At 37.2% G+C, this 22177-nt stretch carries 15 protein-coding genes and 2 pseudogenes; 2 read left to right on the top strand and 15 right to left on the bottom strand.

Translation table 11 applies throughout. From position 1 onward, the window contains the following. Positions 1 to 70 precede the first annotated feature (70 nt). The 15 genes and pseudogenes from QAP06_RS00880 to QAP06_RS00810 all read right to left on the bottom strand — a co-directional run bounded on the left by QAP06_RS00880 (position 71) and on the right by QAP06_RS00810 (position 16730). Positions 71 to 3165: pseudogene (locus QAP06_RS00880) on the bottom strand (type ISP restriction/modification enzyme). Positions 3166 to 3189: 24 nt separating this feature from the next. Further along, positions 3190 to 4011: a carboxylating nicotinate-nucleotide diphosphorylase gene (gene nadC, locus QAP06_RS00875; RefSeq protein ID WP_021304172.1), complete on the bottom strand. Its 822-nt coding sequence runs from the start codon at positions 4009 to 4011 to the stop codon at positions 3190 to 3192. After that, positions 4011 to 5021, bottom strand: a complete 1011-nt coding sequence (gene nadA, locus QAP06_RS00870) for a quinolinate synthase NadA (protein ID WP_286465883.1) — start codon at positions 5019 to 5021, stop codon at positions 4011 to 4013. Before nadA ends, nadC begins: the two co-directional genes overlap by 1 nt. Then, the gene (locus QAP06_RS00865; protein ID WP_140484663.1) at positions 5011 to 5814 is read right to left on the bottom strand and encodes a phosphatidylserine decarboxylase; all 804 of its coding nucleotides are present in this window, start codon (positions 5812 to 5814) and stop codon (positions 5011 to 5013) included. Before QAP06_RS00865 ends, nadA begins: the two co-directional genes overlap by 11 nt. After that, positions 5811 to 6314 carry a DUF6115 domain-containing protein gene (locus QAP06_RS00860; protein ID WP_000953117.1) on the bottom strand — a complete coding sequence of 168 codons (504 nt, stop codon included), beginning with the start codon at positions 6312 to 6314 and terminating at the stop codon, positions 5811 to 5813. Before QAP06_RS00860 ends, QAP06_RS00865 begins: the two co-directional genes overlap by 4 nt. Before the next feature lie 12 nt (positions 6315 to 6326). Beyond that, positions 6327 to 6821 (bottom strand): hypothetical protein, encoded by a 495-nt coding sequence (locus QAP06_RS00855; protein WP_162970133.1) that lies wholly within the window; start codon positions 6819 to 6821, stop codon positions 6327 to 6329. Then, the gene (gene mqnP, locus QAP06_RS00850; protein WP_286465878.1) at positions 6814 to 7656 is read right to left on the bottom strand and encodes a menaquinone biosynthesis prenyltransferase MqnP; all 843 of its coding nucleotides are present in this window, start codon (positions 7654 to 7656) and stop codon (positions 6814 to 6816) included. The genes QAP06_RS00855 and mqnP overlap by 8 nt, the downstream gene beginning before the upstream one ends. Positions 7657 to 7726: 70 nt before the next feature. Further along, complete coding sequence (locus tag QAP06_RS00845) at positions 7727 to 9040, bottom strand: ComEC/Rec2 family competence protein (protein ID WP_286465876.1); 1314 nt, start codon at positions 9038 to 9040, stop codon at positions 7727 to 7729. Next, positions 9037 to 10497 carry a replicative DNA helicase gene (locus tag QAP06_RS00840; protein WP_078249153.1) on the bottom strand — a complete coding sequence of 487 codons (1461 nt, stop codon included), beginning with the start codon at positions 10495 to 10497 and terminating at the stop codon, positions 9037 to 9039. Before QAP06_RS00840 ends, QAP06_RS00845 begins: the two co-directional genes overlap by 4 nt. Before the next feature lie 10 nt (positions 10498 to 10507). Beyond that, the gene (locus QAP06_RS00835) at positions 10508 to 11908 is read right to left on the bottom strand and encodes an NAD(P)H-hydrate dehydratase (protein ID WP_286465873.1); all 1401 of its coding nucleotides are present in this window, start codon (positions 11906 to 11908) and stop codon (positions 10508 to 10510) included. Positions 11909 to 11910: 2 nt separating this feature from the next. After that, positions 11911 to 13113 carry a copper-sensing histidine kinase CrdS gene (gene crdS / locus QAP06_RS00830; RefSeq protein ID WP_286467325.1) on the bottom strand — a complete coding sequence of 401 codons (1203 nt, stop codon included), beginning with the start codon at positions 13111 to 13113 and terminating at the stop codon, positions 11911 to 11913. After that, a complete protein-coding gene (gene crdR / locus QAP06_RS00825; protein WP_286465872.1) occupies positions 13079 to 13720 on the bottom strand; it encodes a copper response regulator transcription factor CrdR in 642 nt (213 codons plus the stop codon). The genes crdS and crdR overlap by 35 nt, the downstream gene beginning before the upstream one ends. A gap of 87 nt (positions 13721 to 13807) precedes the next feature. Continuing rightward, the gene (locus QAP06_RS00820) at positions 13808 to 15082 is read right to left on the bottom strand and encodes a restriction endonuclease subunit R (RefSeq protein ID WP_286465869.1); all 1275 of its coding nucleotides are present in this window, start codon (positions 15080 to 15082) and stop codon (positions 13808 to 13810) included. Positions 15083 to 15097: 15 nt separating this feature from the next. Further along, complete coding sequence (locus QAP06_RS00815) at positions 15098 to 15880, bottom strand: DNA methyltransferase (protein ID WP_286465864.1); 783 nt, start codon at positions 15878 to 15880, stop codon at positions 15098 to 15100. Then, a complete protein-coding gene (locus QAP06_RS00810) occupies positions 15867 to 16730 on the bottom strand; it encodes a DNA-methyltransferase (protein ID WP_286465863.1) in 864 nt (287 codons plus the stop codon). The genes QAP06_RS00815 and QAP06_RS00810 overlap by 14 nt, the downstream gene beginning before the upstream one ends. Before the next feature lie 241 nt (positions 16731 to 16971). Here QAP06_RS00810 and QAP06_RS00805 point away from each other — a divergent pair, with 241 nt between their 5' ends. Both QAP06_RS00805 and QAP06_RS00800 read left to right on the top strand, forming a co-directional pair. Beyond that, on the top strand, positions 16972 to 19224 hold the full coding sequence (locus tag QAP06_RS00805; RefSeq protein ID WP_286465861.1) for a site-specific DNA-methyltransferase: 2253 nt from the start codon (positions 16972 to 16974) through the stop codon (positions 19222 to 19224). Positions 19225 to 19233: 9 nt separating this feature from the next. Then, positions 19234 to 22159, top strand: a pseudogene (locus QAP06_RS00800) (DEAD/DEAH box helicase family protein). The last annotated feature ends 18 nt before the right edge of the window (positions 22160 to 22177 follow it).

Here is a 22177-nt window from a genome sequence, read left to right as displayed (position 1 = left end):
GCGAGCAGTATAACACAAAACTTAATAACCTATACAAAAATTATAGTGTTTTATGGATTATTATAGTATTTTAGTTGCTGTTTGTAGCCCCCCTAAAATAAGCGCTATGGTTGATATAAAGGCGTTGTTCTGACTCGTTATGGGAGGGTTTTTTGATGATGGGGTTACGATCATGCGCTTCTTTATAACAGGATTCACCTATGGTATCGTCTTTTAGTTTTTCAAAGCTGTAATTTAGGCTTTCTTTATTTAAAACATGCAAGCCGATTAATTCAATCCCTAAAAGGCTTAAAACCCTAAACAAATCTTTATTGTTTGTGAAAAGGATTTTAGGGTAATCGGCTTTGAGAAAATCTTCGTAACGCTTGCGGTAGTTTGGGGAATACAATAACGCATAAATATAGCTTAAAACCTCTAGCGGCTCAAAAGGGTGGTTATAATGCTTGTCAATAAAGCCTCTAAACTCTGGCGTAAAATTTTCGGTGTAGTTAGGATCTCTGAACTGATAAAGGGGGTAATTAACCCCGGCTCCATTGCCCCCAGAGCTTAACCCTTGATCATTAACATGAGAGCTTATAAAGCATTGCGTCCAACTTTTATCGTTGTTTTTTAGCTGTCGTGGGGTGTTTAGCACGGCATTTTTGCGCGTTTGATTGGGTGTTTTAGGGTTTGTTGGGGGGGGGGGGGGGGTAACATGTGCTTAAAAACTTCGCCTCGTGGATAAGCGATAAAAGACTTTGATTTACCGGTATAATAAGTGTAGTAAAAATCAAAGGGGCGGTATTGGCACAAAACAATGTATTTTTCTAAGTTATCAGCATTTGCCCTAACATCTCTAATAGCATATTCTAAACGCCAATCTCTGCCATCTTTTTTGATTTTATAAATTCTGCGTAATTCACTGGGTTCTAAGGTTGAAAAATCCTTTAAAAGCTTTAATAAGCTTTCTTTGTCTTTATGGAAAACGACATGGTCTCGTTGCGAACAAATACCGGTGCTTCCAATTTGAAACATATCCTGAACGCTAAACCCTTGTTCGTATTCATCTAACAAGCTTGTTTCTAAAGGCAACAGCGAGTAAAAAGGCTCTCTTGGGGTAAACTCAAGCCATTCAATGCTACTTATATCATGTTGGGCTAAAAAGTCGTATTTTCCAGCCCTTTGGCCATAAACATCATAATAGTGGATTTTTGGCTTGGTGATTTGCGCCTTTTTGACAAAGAGGTTAATGGACACGCCTTGCATGATATTAAAAACATTTTCGTCTTTTGCGCCTTGTGGGGTTTTCTCCTTTTTCCTCGCATCTCCATGCAAATTTAAGATATAAAGTTCATCGTAGCATTCTAAAAGAGAGCGCCTTAACCCCCTAAAAGTGGGGTTGTCTAAAAAGGCGTTGTTAGAGATAAAGCCAAAAAGGCCATGCCCTAATGATTCGATCTTGTTTTGAGCGAAACGCATGAATTTCACGTAATCGTCTAAGAGCCATTTAGGGTTTTTCTCATCTTGTAGTTTGTATTTGGAATGGAGGTTTTTAAGTTCCTTTAGGGCGTCTTTGCCGCCGCTTTCTTTTTGGGTTTGAATGTTCTTTAAAAGCGTTTGGATTTTATCGGTAAGTTTAACATTTTTTTCAATTTCTATTGTTTGGAATTTAGGCTCTATGCCGTAAGTGGCTTTCACTTCCCATTCAAACAAGCCCTCATTACTGCTCGCTCCGCTATAAGGGGGATTACCGGTGATGATAAGGATATTTTCATCTTTTTTAATTTTTTGAGCGCTTTTAAGCTCTTTTTCAAAAATCGGTTGCAACCCACGATAAGCGGCGATCTCACTAGGCTGTATGAGGGTGTTGGTTAAAATGATTTGAAGTGCATCGTTTTCTTTGAGAGGCTTTTTAAACTCCTCCTTAAAGGCTTGGCTGAGATTCAAATGAGCGATCGCATAAGGAGCGATCAAGTATTCAAACCCATAAAATTGCTTCAAGAGGTTTTGGTATTTGTCCTCTTTAGTGGAGATACCCCCATCGCTTGTCTTTCTCGTTTCTAGGGCTTTCCTGAACGCTTCCAATAAAAAAGTGCCTGTGCCGGTGGCAAAATCTAAAAGCTTGATGTTTTCGTTATCTAAAGCGCTTTTTAAGCCTAAGGGAGCGTCTTTGAAATGCGTTTTAAGCAGGCTATCCAAAGCGTTAATGATGAATTCCACCACAGAATCTGGGGTGTAATACACGCCCTTTTTCTCTCGCAATTTAGGGTCATAAGCGCTTAAAAAGGTTTCATAAAAGTGCAAATAAGGGTCTTTATCGTCATTCAAATCTTTGATGATAGAGTCCATATCAACATGATTGATCAAGCTTAAAATTTCATTTAAAAGCCATTGGATTTCTTTGATTGCATCAAGCTTCTTTAAAAAATCCGCCATTTCTCTGATCACAGCGAAATTTTCAGGGATGGAGCTCCTCACATTATCCAAATTGATTTTTTCAAAAGGGTGGTTGAGCTTGGCTATAAAAAGGCTGTAGGTGAGCGTTTGAGCGAGCGCATCGCTAAAGTCTTCAAAGCTCAATTCTTCATAAAGATATTCTTTAAAATTGTTAAAAATGCTAGAAACTTGCGTTTTTTCTTGGTATTTGATTAAAGCGTCTTTTAAATACCTGGTGTGCGCGCTTAAATGCGTTGCAAAATCTTTAGCGTTAGTAATAGGGGCTGCTTCGTAATTGAAAAAGCTTTTGAACAATTCAATCAGATCGCTCTCGGTTTGTGTTTTGGGGTTTAGGGGTTTAGAGAGTTCATCAAGGCTAGCGACAGAGATTTCTTTTTTAATGAAAGGAGCGTTGTTTTCATCTTTCCCCACCCACATGAAATTAAGGTAATCGGTGAGCATGAGGTTGGGGTTTAATTCTAAATATTTACGGATTTGTTCACTTTCTAAGAGCTTTATAAAATTGGCCCCTACTCTTTTATTTTCTATATAGCCGATGTTAAGCCCTTGAAAAGAAACGCGAAAATCAGGCTGGCTTCCTTGCTCTTTTTTAGGTTCATGTTCAATCTTAAATTCTTTATTGAAATGGTCTTTTAACCGATTAAGCAAGTTGTATAAAGAATGGCGGTGCGTGAGTTCATTCTTTTCAGTCGTAAGATCTTTAATGCTTTCTAGATATTCTTTTAGCATGCTAATAACCCTTTTTTAAAGCCTTTAAGCCATTTTCATGTGCATGTCAATAAAAGTGGCTTGATGGATTAAAGCCCCTACGCTAATGGCATCCACGCCGCTTTTAGCGTAAGCGTTGATGCTCTCTAGTGAAATATTCCCGCTCGCTTCCAACAAAACAAAGGGATAATGCGCATCTCTATAAGCGGCAATCTCTTTAGTCTCTAAAACGCTCATGTTATCGCACATCACAATATCCGCTCCCGCATTCATGGCGTTTTTGGCCTCTTCAAAGCTTTCGCATTCAATTTCAATTTTAGCCGTGAAAGGCAAGTTTTTTCTGGCATGCGTTAAAAAGCTTTTTAAATCTTTCACATGCTTTAAATGCGTGTCTTTAAGCATTAAAGCGTCATCTAGCCCTAAGCGGTGGTTGCTCGCTCCCCCATTAAGCACGGAGTATTTTTCAAAGATCCTTAAAAGGGGTCTGGTTTTTCGTGTGTCCAACAAACGCACTTTATGAGAATTTAAAGCTTCTACAAAACGGCTCGTTAAAGTAGCGATCCCGCTGCTGTGTTGCAAAAGGTTTAAAAGGGTGCGCTCAACCTTTAAAAGCATGCTAAAATCCCCCCTAATCTCCATTAAAGTGTCTTTGGGTTTGAAGCGTTCTTTATCCTTAATGGTTTTAACGCATTCAATGCCGGTCATTTCTAGCAACTCTAAAGCGTATTTTTCGCCTGAAAACACGCCCTCTTGTTTAGCCCTAACAAAGGCTGTGGCTTTAAAATCTTTTTCTAACACCCTTTCAAACAAATCCCCATGCCCTAAATCTTCTTTTAAAGCGCGTTTTAGAAAAGTTTTAATCTCCATCAGGACAACTCCATCATTTTAGTTAAAGCGAGTTTGGCTAAGCGCGCCACCTCATCTTTTAATCCAATCGTATTATAAGCCCTGTGGTTTTTATAAGCCTTTAAGACTTCAAACAAATCTTTTAAAGTCGTTTCATTCATGGTAGGACAAAGCGCGAGCGTGCTAGAAAGAATGAAAGTGTTTTGATGGTTGCGCTTGGCTTTCAGGCGGTTGACTAAATTGCTTTCAGTGCCTATGGCGACTTTTTGATGGGGGCTTAGCTTTTCTACAAATTCTATGATTTGACTCGTTGATCCGCTAAAATCAGCGTTAGAAACCACGCTAGGCTCGCACTCTGGATGGACAGCGATTAAAATATCCGGGTATTTTTGGCGGTAAAATTCAATGTCTTCTAATTTGAAAAGCTGATGCACCGAACAAAAGCCGTTATAACAAACCACATCAGCGTTTTTAATTTCTTCTTTGCTATTTGCGCCTAAAATCGCGCTTTTTAAGCCATTTTCTAGGGCTAGATTTTCCCCCAAGCATTTATCCGGTAGAAAAAAGATTTTTTTATTTTGTTTTAAAGCGTGATTAAAGATTTTAGAAGCGTTCCTACTCGTGCAAACCACGCCACCATCTTTAGCGACTTTGGCTTTCACTTCAGCGTTAGAATTGATATAAGTGATAGGGTAAAACTCTTTAACGCCGTATTCTTTTAATAAATGAACGCTTCTATCGTAGTAATGGCTATCAATCATTCTCGCCATAGAACAGCATGAGAGTTTGGGCATGATCACTTGTTTGTTAAAGGCTAGGGCTTTCACGCTCTCGCCCATAAAATGCACCCCGCAAAACACGATGAGGTTTTTATCGCTTTGGCTTGCGATTTTAGCTAACTCCAGGCTATCGCCTGTATAATGGGCTAACTCTACAATCTCATCTTTTTGATAAAAATGAGCCACTAAAAGCGCGTCTAAATCGTGCAACAATTCCAAAATAGAAGTTTTTAAATCGTTATCAGTTGGCATGAAATTCCCCTATACTTTCCCCAAACTTCACGCTTTTTTCTTTCAAATCTTTAAAAGCGGTGTTTTGAGTGAATAAAACGATCGTAGAGCCCATTTCAAAATTCCCTAAATTATCCCCCTTTTTAACCTTAATTGGAGGGTTGTAAGAGTAGGTTTGCGTCAAATGGGCTTTAGCGTTAGTTTGGATATTCTTATCAAAATTAAAACGTATTTTACCCACATTTAACGCTCCCACCGCCACAAAATACAGCCTATTGCCTTGAATGTCTTTTGCAACAAGCGCCACTCTTTCATTGCCCACAAACAGATTTTTGTTTTTGTGTAATGAGGGCTTATTGACTGGCAGTAGTTTCCCCGCAAAGCAACGAGCCTCTAAAATTTCTAAATCGCAAGGGGCGTGGTAGTGGTGGTAATCTTTGGGCGAAAGGTAAAAATTCACATAGAAAAAAGAAGGGCTTAAGGGGTTGATTTCGCCCACTAATTCATGCGCTTTATAGGGCATGCCTTTAATTTGTAAAGCGCTATCGTTGTCTAAAAAAGCGCATTCAGTGATCAAAGCATCGCAAGGCGCAATGCATGCGTTAGGGGCTTTGTCAAAGGGGCGTTCTTTTTTTAAAGAGCGCGTGAAAAGAGCGTTCAAACTCTTATAATTTTCTAAAGGCTCAAACTCGCTCAAATCAATTTTAAAGATCTTAACATAAAGGGCGTTGATGCCTTTTTGGATAAAAGAAGGGAATTCATAACCAGCGACAGAGCCAAAAAGTCTTGAAAAAGCGTTGCTTAAAGCTATCATTTTAACCCTGCCATGTTCAATACAAATTCCACCTCGCCCTTACTCACTTTAAACTCTTTAGAAATAGAATCCACGCTATAGCCTTCTTGATACATTTTCAAAACCTGTTTTTCGTTGATTTCATCGTTAGCGGCATAATGCCCCATGTCTTTGAATTTGTTTTCTAAAATAATGATTTTTTCTTCTAAATAATCGCGTTCTTTATCCATGGATTTTTGGATTTCTTGCAACTGGTTATAAAGGTGTGAAAGAGTCGTTCTCAATGAGCTATCCTCTTTAACGCTTTTTTCTAAAGAAAGGCCTTCCAAACGCCCCTCTAATTCTTTCAAGCGCTTAGAATAGATATAATTTTCTTGATAGGATTCATCTAATGTTTTTTCTAAACGCCTCATTTTATGGTAAAACTCTTTTTCTTTAAGATACAAATACCCCACCAAGCACACCAACACCAATAAAATCGCCCCTAAAACGACCATAAACAAATCATTAGAAGATAACATGATTGCTCCCGTTCATAATTTCAAGCCTTTTCTTTCGCTATGGACAATGAAAGAATCATAACGCTTAATGTCTAAGGCGTGCATGCGAGTGATTTCTAAAAAATTTTTATCCCTTGCCACGCCAAAAAAGGCTAGGATTTTCCCCTCTAACACACAACGCCCGTAATAAGTTTGAGGCACTATTAGGCTTGATTTTTTGATACAAATTAACCCATGCCCTAAAGCGGTGATGCGATCCTTTTGCTCTAATTCAAGTAGATTTTCTTTTAAAAGCAGGCTCTCTAATTTTTCTAATTTAAAATACAGCGCTTTGAGCAATTCCAGAGTGTCATTTTCAACATTCAAGCGTGAAAAATCAAAGCCAGAACCCAACCAATCAAATTCTTCTAATACCGCTAAAGAGCGTGTGGTTTTAGGGATGAACCTTTCATAAGAGAACGATAAATCGCATTGGACTAAGCGCGTTTCAAACCCTAAAGCTTGGGATCTTAAAACCAACTCATGCATGCTTAAACCCCACATCAAGGACAATAAAAATAAAAAACACCACCCCCAAATAGCCATTACTCACAAAAAAGGCTTTAGGAATGTTTTTATAATCTCTAGCCACTAAGATCTGCTCATAGAGTAAGATCAAGGCTGAAACCCCTAATCCTAAATACGCAAAGAACCCCCCATGATAGCATTTCACAAAACAAAGCCAGCACACAAGCGCCACAAGGTGTGAGAGCCTTGAAAGATTCAAGCACCATTTTTCCCCTAATTGGCTAGGAATGGAAAACAAGCCCCTTTCTTTATCAAACTCCATATCCTGTAAAGAATAGAGTAAATCAAACCCAGCCACCCATAGCATCACCCCTAAAGCCAAAAAGACATTCCATAAAGGAATATCCCCTAAAACCGCCACACTCCCAGCAATGGGGGCTAAACCCAAAGCCAAACCCACGATAAAATGCGCCAAAGAAGAAAAGCGCTTGAAGAACGAATACCCCCCTAAAATGATTAAAAAAGGGAACGAAAGCCTGAAAGCTAAAGGGTTAATGAAATAGCTCACCACCACGAATAAAAGAGCGTTTAAAGCGCTAAAAACCACCATGCCTTTAACGCTGATTCTACCATCCACGCTCGGGCGGTTTTTCGTCCTTGGGTTATCCTTATCAATATCTCTATCCACCAAGCGGTTAAACCCCATAGCGAAGTTTCTTGCTCCTAATAAGGCTAAAAAACAAAGGATTAAGGTTTCTAACCCAACAAAGAGCGTTTGATTTTTTTGATAGGAGCTTATGACCATAGCCATGAGTAAAAACATGCTAGAAAATATCGTATGCTCCAAAGCGACCAATTCGCTTAAAGCTTTGATTTTATGCGTGATTTTTTTAAGCAATTATTTGATCCCTAATAAAATGACTTTTCTAACCTACAATTAAACTAGGCATTATAATATATTGATAGCAACAATACAAGAAAAAGCCCGCGCTTAAAACATTCATGCTTAAATAAACTTTAAAAGAACGCACGCTTAGAATCGTTAAAAACAAATGCGCCCCCAAAAGCCATAAAGGCGAAAAAACCGAAATCGTAGGGATTGTTAAAGGCATGTTTAAAATACCATCCAGCAAAGACCCCAAACCCACAGCATGCAAAAACAAACTCAAAGGGAAAAACACGACAAAAATCAAGCCTAAAGGAATGCTAAAGAGTTGGTAGGGCGAAAACATAGGGAAAAAGGCATGCGCAATGATGAGCATGTTCAAAAACACTAACACGCTTAAGCTTATGACTTGAAAAGATCGCACCAAAAAAGAAGAGGTTTTAAAAAAGGCTTGAGTGTGTTTTAAGAATAAAAAGATATACCACACCCCACACACAGAAAGCAAAAACCCCACGCTAAAAAGCAATTTAGGGAGTAACGCTATGGCGATACAGCACGCTAAAATCAAAAGCTTAAAACTCAAAAGCCTTACCCCAAAAAAGCATGCCAAAAACCCTAATAAACCCATTAGAAACGCCCTGAAAAAAGAGGGTAAAAAATCCAATAGCAATAAATACCCTAGCAAAAAAACCCACACCAGAACCCCTATATCATAAAAAGCGTTCCTATAAGGGAAATAGCGTTTTTGTAAGGGGATATAAAAAAGAGAGAAAAGAAAATAAACGCTAACGCTCAAAATCCCTAAATGGAACCCGCTAATGGCTAATAAGTGGTTGATCCCTAGCGCGTTAGCCCTGTCTCTTAAATCTTTATTCAAGCTATCCCCTATAAATAACGCTCGATACAAATTACCCGCTAAAGCGTTTGAATGAGCGCTGTCAATGAAATGGCGCCAATGCGATTTAAAATCTTGTTTTCGTGTTAAAGAAAAAGAATAAGTTTGAAAAAAGCATGATTTTAGAGACTCTAAAAAAAAGCAAGGTTTGATCCTGCCAAAAAATTGCGCGTGGCGGTATTGGAGGTTTTTTAAAGGCTCTTTAATGGTGGTGTAAAAGATCATGCCCTTTGATTGGAGCTTTAAAACAAAATAGGTTTTTTGATCTTTAGTTTTAGGGTATTGCAACAAGATTTGAGCGTTCAAGCTTGTCGGTTTTGAAAAATCAAGCTTTTGGTAATTCAAGTATTCTAAATAAAGATTGAGTGATAACAAAAGGCTTAAAATAACCCCACACAACAAGTATTCTTTGGGGGTTGAAAGAAGTTCAAACGCCCCCTGAAAAGTTTTATCTTTCAAGTTGTGGGTATTTCAAATTTAGTTTCTTGTCCCTCTTCTAAATGGGAATCTATAGGCATGTCTTCATAGCGCGTGAAAGGAGCATTAAAGCGCGTATAAACCGTTCCTGTAGCCCCATTCCTATTTTTAGCCACGATGATTTCAGCTTCTTCAATACTGCCATTTTGCTTGTGGATACGCCTTTCTTCATTAACTTTTAGGTGCAACTCTTGCGCCTCTTCAATCTTGCCTTCTTTTTTGAGTTTGTCTATTTTGTTGTCTTCAGCCCTCATTTGATAGATATAGCCTCTATATAAAAATAAAACAATATCAGCGTCCTGTTCAATCCCTCCGCTGTCTTTAATGTCCGAAAGAATGGGCCGTTTATCGTCTCGATTTTCCAGGCTGCGGTTGAGTTGCACTAGCGCTATGATAGGGATTTCTAACTCTCTGGCTAAAGTTTTAAGCTCCCTTGAAATTTCAGCGATTTGCTCATGGCGCTCTTTAGTGGCTTTACTCCCTGACATGAGCTGCAAATAGTCAATAAAAGCGATACCCAACTCCTTGTGTTGGGATTTAAGCTTTCGTAGTTGCAAGCGGATTTGCTCTATCCTCACATAACTTTTATCGTAGAAAAAGAGTTTTTTGCAAGAAAGGTGATCGTAGCATTTGGCTAAATTTTCCCATTGATCATCATCAAGCCTCCCGCTCTCTAAATCATGCATGTTGATAGAAGTGAGATCCGATAACGCCCTTAAAGCGAGTTGCTCCGCAGACATTTCCAAACTAAAAACCGCTACCCCCCTATCGTCATTGAGCGCAGCTAAGACCATGTTCATCATCAAACTGGTTTTACCCATAGACGGCCTTGCCCCTATAATGACTAAACTCCCCTTATTAAAACCGCTCGTATAATTATCCAACTGGACAAAGCCAGTCGGTATGCCAGTAACTTCCAAACTCCCTTTTCTTTGGTTTTCTGTAATAAGATCCATCGTGCTTTCAAGCACTTCTTTAATGCTTCTAAAGCCCTCAATCGTGCTACCATTCAATAACGCATAGACTTCTCGCTCCACAGCACCTAAAATATCGCTGGATTTTTGCGCGCTTTCTAGGGCTTGCTCTCTAATGGTGTTAGCCAAGCCAAAAAGTTTTCGTTTAATGGAAGCGTTTTTAATCTCTTCCACATAGGCTTCAATATTATCTATGGGGCTTGCCGCAAAAATAGCGACCAGATCTTCTTCTTTGATCTGCTTGTCTTTAGGCATTTTTTGGCGGATAAAATTCTCATCAATGGGGCAATCTTCTTCATGCAGTTTTAAAGCGATTTCAAAAAACAAGCCGTTAGGCGGGTAGTAAAAGTCGCTAGGCTCTAAAACGCTATGGACCTCTTCAATCTTATGATTGGCCAATACAATGCCTGAAAGCACGATCCTTTCAATGTTTTGCAATTGCTGCAAATGCTTTAAATGATCCATTTTTATCCTTTTATAATCGTTTGATCTTTTCTATCAAATCTAAGGGCGTTAAAGCGTAATTATTCTTAAATTCTAAACCCGCTAGAGCGTGCGCTAAACTTGCGTTAATGGCAGCGTCTAAAGGCGTGTAATTTTGAGAAAGCAAGCTTAAAATAAGCCCCGCTAACACATCGCCACTCCCAGCTTTGGCTAAAGCCACGCTCCCTAAAATGTTGATAAAAACCCGCCCTTGATGAGCGATTAGGGTATTAGCCCCTTTTAAAAGCAAAACCACCTTGGGGTATTTTTGAGAAAAATCCCTTGCGATTTCTAGTTTATTGTCTAATAATTCTAGCATGCTTATATTGATCCCCACTGATTTTAACAACGATAAAAACTCTTTAGGGTGAGGGGTTAAGATCACTTCTTTTTCTAAGGCTTGTAACACCTCTTTGTGATAAAAAACGCCCGCATCTAAAACGCATGGGGCTAATTCAAGCCACTTGTTAAAATCCTTTGGAATATTTTCTAACCCCATGCCAAGAGCGAACGCACTGAGCTTTTTAGGGAAATTTTCACAAAAAACCAATTCTAAAGGCTTGTTATTGGAAGTTATCTCGCCTTCTAACGCTTGAACGCTCACCACCCCAGATCCAAAACTTAACGCGCTTAAAGCGCTCAATAACCCCGCCCCACTATGCTTGCCTAAAAGAATGTGCGCATGCCCGTAATCGCCCTTATGAGCGTTTTTTTTATCCCTTAAGGGCAGTTTGAGATCGCTTTTTTCTAGTAAAAAAGTCTCTGTTGGGATCTCATAAATTGGATTGAAAACCCCCAAATGCCCCACTTTCAATTCCCCTACATAGTCTTTAGCCCTATCGCTCAATAAGCATGATTTGATAGCGCCCATGCTGATAGTCATATCCGCTTTAAACGCTCTCTTATCCACCCTGCCTTTAGAATCGATCCCGCTAGGAATATCGCAAGCGATTTTAAAGCGTGCTTTTTGAGAAAGGCTTTCAAAGTTTAAAAACGGCTCTAATCCGCCTTTAAAATCACTCCCTATCACGCAATCTATTAACGCATCGCATTCCAAATTTTGATTAAGGGCGTTTTCTTCGTATGTTTTGATGACTACCCCTGCTTTTTTAGCCCTTTCTTTTTGCAATTGGCACATGGGGCTTTTGGCTGGTTTCATTTCAAAAACTAGCACTCTAAAACGCCCCACTAAACGCCTAGCTAACGCATAGCCATCGCCCCCATTATCCCCGCTCCCACAAAGGATAATGACTTTAGAGCCTAAAGAAGCGTTTTGTAAAACCGCTCTTTCTAAAGCCATAGCGGCGTTTTCCATTAAAATGTCTTCGCTTAAAAACAATTCTTCAATCGCCCTTTTGTCTAGAGCATTCACTTTTTCATACACTGAAAGCATCTTTATCCTTGAAATTGAACGCAAAACGAATTTTCATAAAACGATCCTTTTGAAGAGGGTTCGCTATGAATTTCTAGACGCATTTTATACTTTTCGCACACTTTTTTCACTAAATCTAACCCTATACCATAACCCAACACGCTAGAATTGAAACGCGCATAACGAATGCTTAATTCTGCGATCTTATCTTTAGGGATTTCATACCCTAAATTTTTCACTTTCAAAAACGCATGCGTTAGCTCTATGTGGATATACCCATGCATGACGCTGTATTTGATTGCGTTCATGAGCAAATTGCTATAAAGCGAAATGAAATCCTGCTCTTTAGCCTTAAATTCCACTCCCGCTAAATCGCTTTTAAATTCCAGCTTGTGGTAGTCTATCATCTCGCTAAAAAGCATGTTTTCTTTGGTAATCAGGGCTTTTAAATCTAAAAGCATGGGGGTTTCGCGCTCAATATCTTGCATCACTAAATACGAGAGCGAGCGGTATAAAAAACTCATGCGCTGGATAGCGATTTTAATGCGGCGGTGTTGTTGGCTGTCTTCTAGGGTTTTTAAAGACAAGACTAAAGCGCTCATGGGGGTGTTTAATTCATGCGTGGTGTTTTTTAAAAAATGATCGATACGGGTGATTTCATTCCTAATGGGCTTTAAAAACAAACGCCCTAAAAACACAGAAACCCCTATCACGCATAAAAACGCTATGACAAACACTAAAACAATGTTACGATACAAAGAAGAAAAATGAAGGGGTTTAGAATTTTTAAAAAGCATTTTAGCCACGCCTAAGTGAGCGAAAGTTTCATCGCTAAACAGGTAATACTCTCCCCTAAAACTAAAAAAGCCCGCTTCTTTATGAGTTTTAATCAAATCCGCACTTTCAGGGATATTAGAATACAAAACACGCTTCTTGCTATCAAAAAGCGCTATGGAAGCGTCTTTATAGCGTGAAATGAGGGCGTTTAAAGCGTTGTGGTAATCCCCATGCGTTTGCATGTGCAAGGCAACCACTTCACTAGCGATCTTAGAAGCCATTTTGTCCATGTCCATGCGTATCATTTTGATTTTTTCGTTTTTTTCATAGTTAAACGCTAAAACGCTAATCACTAGCATTAACACAAACGAAGAGCCTAAATAAGTCCCTAAAAAGAGTTTGAGGGATTTTTTTTCATAGTGGGTTAAAGCGATAGCCCACCCCCTTATGCGTTTCTATGCAATTTTTACCCAAAAGCTTGCGCAACACTTTAATGTAAGTGCGCAAGGTGGAATCATCAATAGCTTGCTCCCACAAATTATTTTCTAACACTTGGGAGCTAATGATTTGCCCTTTATGCTCTAAAAAGTATTCTAAAAGCTGAGCGGTTTTGGGTGCTAGGATTTCCTTTTTCCCTTTAATATTCAAAGAGTGTTGGTAATAAAAAATGTTAGGCATGATTTCTATGGGATCATCATTGAAAAACCTTTTAATGCGTGCTTCTAATTCGTCTAAATCAAAAGGCTTTTTCAAATAATCGCTCGCTCCTAAATTAAAAGCGTTTTTTAAGGTAGCGCTATCCTGTAAGGCGGTGATAAAAATCACAGGCGTAGAGATTAAAAAATCGTTTTTGATGCGCTTGAACAATTCCAAGCTATTCATTTCAGGCACTTGCACGTCTAAAAGCAAGAGGTTGAAGCGCTCAACAGAGAGCCTTTCATAAGCTTCTTTCCCGTTAAAAGCGCAAAACACTTCATAGCCCAAATGCTCCAAAAACGCCTTAACGCTCTCGCTTAAAAGGTAATCGTCTTCTAGTAAAAAAATCTTTTTTTGCATGGGGGTATTGTAGCGCTAATTCTATAGCCTTTATACTAAAAGCGGTTATGAAAAACGCTCTCTTAAAAAAGACACCGCTTTATTTTATCAGCCGTTTTTAGAATGCAATAAATCTTTATTGTATCTCAGCATGACATTTTGTAAATCAAGTTTATATAACACGTTTTTAATGTAAGTAAAATAAAGGCTTTCTTGTTCTTCTTTTAAGCCTTTAGATAAAACCACATCGCAATTTTTAAAATACAAACAAATATGTTTATTTTGCGTTTGAGATATTTTCGCATGGTTAAAAGCATCAATATAGATTAAATTTTCCCATTTATCCAAAAGATCAAATTCTTCTATAGAGCGAGCCAAGCATAAAGGCACAATGTGGTGCAATTCAAAGCCCTTTTCTTTTTTAACGCCATGTTTTTCAAAATAAAGGGCTTTCTCTTTAATAGAGCGTTTGAGTTTTTTATCGTTTTGTTTGTTTTCTTCATTGAGCGTTTTTAAAATAAGCCTCTCTTTATTGGTTTCAAAAAACACGCTTTGTTCTAGCAAGCTAAAAATTTGTTGGGCTTGATTTTTCCAATTATGATAATCTCTCTTTTCCAGCTTATTCCCATTAAAATGATTAGGGTTGCAATAATCTTGCGCTAACTCTTTTAACTTTTCTTTTTGGATACGGCTCAAACTCCTATATCCTCTAACATATTCTATAATTTCGCTTCTAGTAAAATTTTCAATATTTAAAAAGGTGACAAAAAACATCATTTCTTCAATGTCTAAATAATGATTGTCAAGCTCTATCATTACCTCTCTGCATTCTGCTCCAAAACCTTGCAAAAGATTTTCTAAGCTTTGCGTGTAACAAAAATTTTTTCTTAACAAATCTTTTTGCGCGTTTAAAAATTCTATAGCTAAGGGAGTTAAACTGATATATTTAATATTGCTTTGAATGTAGGGGTTTGTAGGTTTTTTATTTTTATTGTAGCGGTCAATCAACCCCATTCTGTGCATATCTACAAAAAGATTTTTTCTCAAGCTGTCTTGGGTTACTTGATTCTTTTTTCCTGAATTATCTTGAGGCATTTCAGACTTGCAGATATTATCAACCACTTTTGCATAAACCTCTTCGCCTATGATATTGCTAGGGCGTTTGCTCATATCGGTGGTGCGAATTTGTAAAAAATCTCCTCCCACTTCATTAAAAATAGCTTGAATAATGGTTTTAATTTTATTTTGATCGTAACGATTGTGTTGGGATAAGTGTAAGCCCCTATAATCAGAGCCTTTTATGCGATTAGCTAAGAATTTCAAACACTCTTTGCTAGGGTCAAGCTGTGTGATTTCTAGAAAAATTTTTTCTAATTTTGGCATGTTAAATATCCTTTTTTATTTGCATTCATCATACTTAAACATTTCCAAACTCTCATGCACATATTCAGCATGGCTCTCACACCCTATAAAATTACGCTCCAAATTTTTAGCTACTAAGCTAGTCATGCCACTGCCACTAAATAAATCTAAAATCAAATCGTTTTTGTGAGAGCTAGCCTTTATCATGCGTTCAATGAGCGCTTTAGGTTTAATGCTAGGGTGTTTTGGCTTAAGGATTTTACCCTTCTCTTTTTCAACATGCCTTTGTGAAGCGATTTCCCACACATCAAGGCATAATTTGCCCTTAGGGTTAGGGAACCAGCGTTTGTTATTTTTTAAAATCCCCTTACTTTGAGCATGTTTGATGCGTTCGGTGGATTCATAAGCGGTGCGAACCTCATCGGCATTAAAGGTGTAGTTTTTCTTGTGCATGCTATAAAATAAAATGCTTTCTTGCGCGTGGTTATAACGCTTTTTGGCGTTGGCAAACCCATCTTTTTTAACCCAGGTGATGAAATTTAAAAAATGCACTTTTTTATGGCACAAATACGCTAAAAATAAAGCGCAATTAAAAGGGGTATTAAAAATATAAAAACTCCCTGTGTCTTTAAGTTTGGGCAGCATTTTATCAATCCAAGCGTAAGAAAATGTTAAAAACTCTTCATCATTTTTAAAACTATCCCATGAAGCAATTTTAAGATTGTAAGGGGGATCAATAATGGCTAAATCAACGCTTTTATCTTCTAATTTGTCTAAAAACATGAAAACATCTTCTATATAAATCTTATTCAAAATCAAACAAGTTTCCTAATTTTTGCTCAATCAAGGGCTTATAATTTTCATAGAGTTCATAACCTATAAAATTTCTTTTTAAAAGTTTTGCTTCTCTTAAGGTTGTCCCGCTCCCGCTAAATGGATCTAGCACCACATCACCCACGCAACTATACAATCTAATCAAACGCCTTGCTAATTCAGCCGGCATCAAAGCCGCATGCTTGCCAAAAGCAATATCGTTTTTATTAGGGATTGGGATTTCCCAAATTTGTTTAGTAAATTCCACCCATTCCTCTTGAGTCAATTGGCTTTGTTCTTTTTGCTCTTCTGTGGGTTGTTTGGGCTTGCCATCTTTGACAAACACGCCGATAAATTCTATAGTATTTTGTGCATAAAAATTTCTAGGATAAGGGTAACTCCCAAACATCAATCTTTTAGTAGGATTTGCGCGTTTCCAAATATAGACATCTAGTAAGAACATTTTAGGCCTGTTTTCTAGCGTATTATTTAAATCATGCAAAATGGAGTGTTGGATATCAGCATGCAAATCAAAGATATGGCGGTTATAATGCGTGTTTAAAACCTTTTTAAGCATGGGCATTAAAGGCACATTAATGCATAGCTTACCATTGGGTTTTAGCACTCTATAGCACTCAAGCCAAACTTTTAAAAGACCTAAAAGATAATCTTCATATTTTTCTAACGCCCCTAAATCTTCAACATGTTGGGTTGAATGCTGTAAATCTTGTGTGCCATTTTTCGTGTAATCTTTAATGTTGAAATAAGGCGGGCTTGTGATGATCAAATCCACGCTATTATCTGGCACTTCATTCATGTTGGTGCTACTATGATAAAACACTTTATTGATATTCAATCTTATTTTTACCTTTTATTAAACTTCAACGGGTTTTGCAGAGATAATTTTACAATGAAATAGGGGTATTTTAAAAAAATGAGTTAGTCAGGGTAATCTACATTTTCAATCAGTCAAACTCCTTAACGCTCTCGCTTAAAAGGTAATCGTCTTCTAGTAAAAAAATCTTTTTTGCATGGGGGTATTGTAGCGCTTAATGAGTGGGGTTTGTTATAATACTTCTTTTTAAAGGAGCGTTATAATGAAAACGAACGAAGCGCAATTTTATGAAGTTTTAGAAAACCTTTTTATAGGCGTTAAGATTGAAGATGAGCAAGAAAGCCTTTTAGATCCTAGCCCTAGAGCGGTGAAAAGTGGCATGATCAACCTCATGAAGGCTAAAAGCCAATATTACCAAAATAAAAAACAAGAATTAAAAAAACTCATTGCTTTGAAATGCCAAAACAACAACGATCTCAAAGAAGAATTGTTTGACAAACTCTATAGCTTTTTCAAGCGTTATTTGAGCGCTAATGGAGGGATTTATTTCAACGACACGCCCCTTTACGACAGCCTTTATACTAAAAGCGGTTATGAAAAATGCTCCCTTAAAAAAGACACCGCCTTATTTTATAAAACCAAAGATCTTTATTACGTGAAAAGCGAAACGATTTATAAGGATTTTTGCTTTGAATTAGAAAACATTATTTTTAATTTTGACACTTCTTCCTTAGAAAGTAAAAAGAATAATGAAAAAATAGATTTAGTCTTTAATTTAAAAGATACAGACACAAAAACCAACACCCTAAATTTTAGCGTTACGCTCAGCAGCAAGGGAACTCAAACAAAAATGAGTGAAATCCTAAAAGATTGTTTCAATCAAGGCATCAAACTTGATGAAGAAATATTAAAAAAAGCGTTCGCAAAATTCAAAAAGCAAGGCAGTATGGATTATTTTATCCATAAAAACGCGCTAGGGTTTTTAAAAGAGCAATTGGATTTGTATTTGTTTGAATACCTTTTTAAAGAAATGACTGAATTTGACGCTAAACGCCTCAATGAAATCAACACCATTAAGGAAGTGGCTTTAAAAGTCATTTTATTAGTGAGCGAATTTGAAAACGAACTTTGTAAGATTTGGAACAAACCGCGCTTTGTGTTAAACTCGCATTTCATTGTGAGCCTAGACAAATTAAAAGCCAAAAACTACGATTTGGATAAAATCACAAACCACAAAAACTACCCTAAACAAGTTAAAGAATGGCAAGACTTGAATTTAAAAACCACGGACAATCTTTTAGAAAACGAGTTTTTGCCCCTAGACACGATTTATTTTAAAGATTTAGAAGAAGAGATTAAAAGCCAATTCAGTGAGAATGAAATCAACGGCACGCTCATTAAAAGCGAAAACTACCAGGCCCTAAACTCCCTCAAAAACCGCTATAAAGAAGCAATAGATTGTATTTACATTGATCCGCCTTTCAATACCGGCAGTGATTTTGCTTACATAGATAAATTTCAAGACAGCACATGGCTAAGCCTTATGCACAATCGTTTGGAACTCGCTTATGATTTTTTAAGCCCTCAAGGGAGCTTTTATCTGCATTTGGATAACAATGCTAATTATTTGGGGCGTATGTTACTCAACGATATTTTTGATAAAGAAAATTTTAGAAATGAGATAATTTGGTATTACTCTAATAAAATGGCAAATAGTGGCAATAGTTTTGCTAAAAACACCGAAACAATTTTAAATTATTCTAAAAATGAAGAATATATATTTTACAGACAAAAAGAGCCAAGAAGTGAGCCAGTTCTTTTAAGCAAGCGAGAAGGGCGAGATGGTAAAAATATGAGAGCAAGAGATGAAAATGGTAAGGTTATTTATGAATTATCTCATGAACGCTATGTGGATACTTTATGGAATATACCTATCATTGGCTCTACTTCAACAGAAAGAGTAAAAAACAATGAAAATCTAACCCAAAAACCGGAAAAATTGCTAGAAAGGATAATCCAAGTGAGCAGTGATGAAAATTCTATCATTTTAGATTTTTTCGCCGGGAGCGGAACGACTTGCACAGTGGCGCACAAGCTTAAGAGAAAGTATATCGGTATTGAAATGGGGGAGCATTTTGAGAGCGTGATTTTGCCTCGCCTTAAAAAGGTTATAGGCGGTTTTAAAAGCGGTGCGGCTAAAGAATTTAATGGAGGTGGGGTAGTGAAAGTTTATGCATTGGAAAGCTATGAAGAGATTTTAAGAAAAATCAAGTATGAAGACAATGACAAACCCTTAGCTTATGATGAACAATACAGCGATTTAGTGGAATGCAAAAACGAATCTTACACGCTCAATTTAAACGCGCTAGAAAAAATGGGCGTGGATATTAAAGAGACTTTGGAAAATTTATGGGGGTTGAAAGTGGAGTTTTTTAATGAAAAGGTCGTGAAATTTAAAGGGAATGATAAAGAAGTAGAGATTTTAAAAGCCTTAAAAGAAGCGCTCATTTGGTAAGGAGTCATGATGGCAAAGAAAAAAGATTTAACAAGTTATAATGAAATTTTTGTCGCGCAAAAACTCGCTGAAGATGAATTGAACACTAACGAGATTAACGAGCCGTTAGAAAGGCTAGACTTTAAAAGCTTTGATAGCAATAAAGAGCTTTTAGATTACCAACAGCAAGCTTTGATTAACGCTTTTAGAATGCTTGTCGCTTATTTTAGAGATTTCAAAGAAAATAAAAAAGAATTTTACGCATTTTATCAAGAGCGTTATTCATTCGCCAATTGCGATTTCGCTAACAAGAAACTTAATCCTTTGTTAAAGAGCCATTTTAAGGTGGAAAATCATTGCGTGAGTTTTGAAAATTTTATCAACCGCTTGGCCTTTTACATGGCCACAGGGAGCGGTAAAACGATTGTCATTATTAAGCTTGTAGAGCTTTTAAGCATGGCTATAAGAATGGGTTTAATCCCTAAGAAAAATATCATGTTTTTTAGCGCGAACGAGCATTTGATCAAGCAATTTGAAAAAGAAATTGAAAAATACAACCGGGGTAAGGACTATTCCAAACAAATTGATTTCAAAAGCCTTAAAAGCGTTACCCATAAAGATTTTCATCACGCTCCAAAAGATTTTTTAATGGAAAAAATCACTCTTTTTTATTACCGTGCGGATTTAATGGATGATAAAGAAAGCAAGGAAAACCTTTTAAATTATAAGGATTATTGGGATAATGGGGAAAATTATGTGATTTTAGATGAAGCGCATAAGGGGAACAAGTCTGAAAGCAAAAGACAAGCGATTTTTAGCCTGCTGTCTTTAAAGGGGTTTTTATTCAATTTCAGCGCCACTTTCACCGAAGAAAGCGATCTCATCACTGCGGTGTATAATTTGAGCGTGGGCGAGTGGGTGAAGCTTGGCTATGGTAAAGAGTCTGTTTTATTGAAGAAAAACAATTTAAACGCTTTTAAGGAATTAAAAGATTTAAACGATAGGGAAAAAGAAATCGCTCTTTTAAAAGCGTTATTGCTTTTAGGCATGCAAAAACGCTATCAAACAGAAGGCTATTTTTACGACCCTTTAATGCTCGTGTTCACGCATTCTGTGAATGTTAAAAACAGCGATGCGGAAATCTTTTTTAAAACTTTAGCGCGCGTGATTGAAAATGACGATGGAAGCGATTTTTTAAAGGCTAAAGAGGATTTATTAGAGGAATTGAAAGCCCCAGAATTTCTTTTTAGCGATGACAAAGATAAAGGCTATAAGGTTAAGGTTTTTAAAGAGAGCTTAAAGAGCATGGATTTTAAAGGCTTAAAAGAAGAAGTTTTTTATGCCAGTAACGGGCATATTGAAGTGATTATTAACCCTAAAAACAACCAAGAAATCGCTTTCAAGCTCAACACTAGCGATAAAGTCTTTTGCTTGATTAGAATAGGCGATATTACCGAATGGATTTGTGAAAAATTAAAGAGCGTGAAGGTGGTGAGCAAGAATTTGAGCTTTAAAGAAGAGAGCTATTTCAGCCAGATTGATAGAAGCAGTATCAATGATCTTAGTGGGGTCTCGCACTTTTGAAACCGGGTGGGATAGCACAAGGCCTAGCGTGATTTTATTTTTAAATATAGGGCTTGATGATGACGCTAAAAAGTTTGTGAAACAATCTTTTGGCAGGGGCGTAAGGATTGAAAGCGTCAAAAACCAACGCCAAAGGTTAGCGTATTTAGACATAGATGAAGCCGTTAAAAAAGACTTGAAACCAAACGCTGCGATGTTAGAAACGCTTTTTGTGATACCCACCAACCATGCAAGCCTTGAAGCGATTTTAAAGTTCCAAAAAGAGAGCGAAAATGGGGGTGAGAATAGAGGTTCTTGGCGTGAAATCAAATTAGAAAAAACGCCCATAAAACACGCATTATTCGTGCCTTGTTACCGGAAAGAACCAACAAGCATTCTTGAACTTCCTGAAAACGCTTCGTTTAAAATGAGCGGAAAAAATTTTAAGGATTTAAAAGAGTATTTTAATTTGATGAGTGAAAAGCATTTTATTTTAAAGCATGAAATTTATGACCCTAAAGATTACACGATGTTAAAAGACATGATACAACAAGCGCATTTTAAAAAGGTATCAACTTGGCATTATAAAGATTTAGATTACATGATTTCTGAAATTAAAGGCAAGCTATACCCTAATCAAAAAGTGCCTAAAGACGAGTTTAACGCCCTAGATAATGAGAAAATCGTGCATTTTAAAAGGATTAAAGTTAAGGCGAGCAAAAAAGAAGAACTGGTTAAAAAAATCCAAGAAGTAAAAGAGTATGCGCCTTTGGATAAAGAAAGAAAAAAAATCGCACAAGGCGAGATCGATCCTTATGATACAGAAAAACACAAACAAGACAAAACCTTTGAAGTTGATGGTGCCGAGCTGTTGAAACTCAAAGAGCATTACTACACCCCTTTAATTAAAGCCAAAAACTGCGATTGGCTTAAGCATGTGGTTAAAGTGGAAAGCGAAATTGATTTTTTAAAAGAGTTACAAGAAACCGAAACTATAAAAACGCTGCAAGAAAACTATGATTTTTGGGCGTTCAGCAAGATTGATGAGCATTTAGACAATTTGTTTATCCCTTATATAGACAACGCTGCAGAAAGGAAATTTTTCCCTGATTTCATTTTTTGGCTGCAAAAGGGCGGCACGCAGATCATTTGTTTCATTGATCCTAAAGGGAGTAAACACACTGATTACGAACATAAAGCAGATGCGTATAAACTTTTTAAAGGTAAGGTTTTCACTCCAAAAGACAAACCCCATTTCAAAATCCAAGTGGTTTTAAAATTTTATGGAAATAAGGATGATGTGGGGGATAAATATAAAGATGATTGGATCCAAAAAGATAAATTAAAAGATTTTTTTCTAACCTTATGGCCTAAATTTATTGAAAGGGGTTAAAAGATCCGCTTATTAGCC

The organism is Helicobacter pylori, from assembly GCF_030323545.1.
Classification (GTDB): domain Bacteria; phylum Campylobacterota; class Campylobacteria; order Campylobacterales; family Helicobacteraceae; genus Helicobacter; species Helicobacter pylori_CO.
The sequence above is the reverse complement of the archived record's forward strand: the minus strand, read 5'-3'. Positions and strand labels throughout refer to the sequence as shown.

Bases quoted from the DNA above. Each gene is read 5' to 3' on its own strand.
- QAP06_RS00835 (WP_286465873.1), bottom strand. From the start codon at position 11,908: ATGCTTTCAGTGTATGAAAAAGTGAATGCTCTAGACAAAAGGGCGATT.
- QAP06_RS00820 (WP_286465869.1), bottom strand. From the start codon at position 15,082: ATGCCAAAATTAGAAAAAATTTTTCTAGAAATCACACAGCTTGACCCT.
- QAP06_RS00865 (WP_140484663.1), bottom strand. From the start codon at position 5,814: ATGATAGCTTTAAGCAACGCTTTTTCAAGACTTTTTGGCTCTGTCGCT.
- QAP06_RS00805 (WP_286465861.1), top strand. From the start codon at position 16,972: ATGAAAACGAACGAAGCGCAATTTTATGAAGTTTTAGAAAACCTTTTT.
- QAP06_RS00855 (WP_162970133.1), bottom strand. From the start codon at position 6,821: ATGCATGAGTTGGTTTTAAGATCCCAAGCTTTAGGGTTTGAAACGCGC.
- nadA (WP_286465883.1), bottom strand. From the start codon at position 5,021: ATGCCAACTGATAACGATTTAAAAACTTCTATTTTGGAATTGTTGCAC.
- QAP06_RS00860 (WP_000953117.1), bottom strand. From the start codon at position 6,314: ATGTTATCTTCTAATGATTTGTTTATGGTCGTTTTAGGGGCGATTTTA.
- nadC (WP_021304172.1), bottom strand. From the start codon at position 4,011: ATGGAGATTAAAACTTTTCTAAAACGCGCTTTAAAAGAAGATTTAGGG.
- QAP06_RS00840 (WP_078249153.1), bottom strand. From the start codon at position 10,497: ATGGATCATTTAAAGCATTTGCAGCAATTGCAAAACATTGAAAGGATC.
- crdR (WP_286465872.1), bottom strand. From the start codon at position 13,720: ATGCAAAAAAAGATTTTTTTACTAGAAGACGATTACCTTTTAAGCGAG.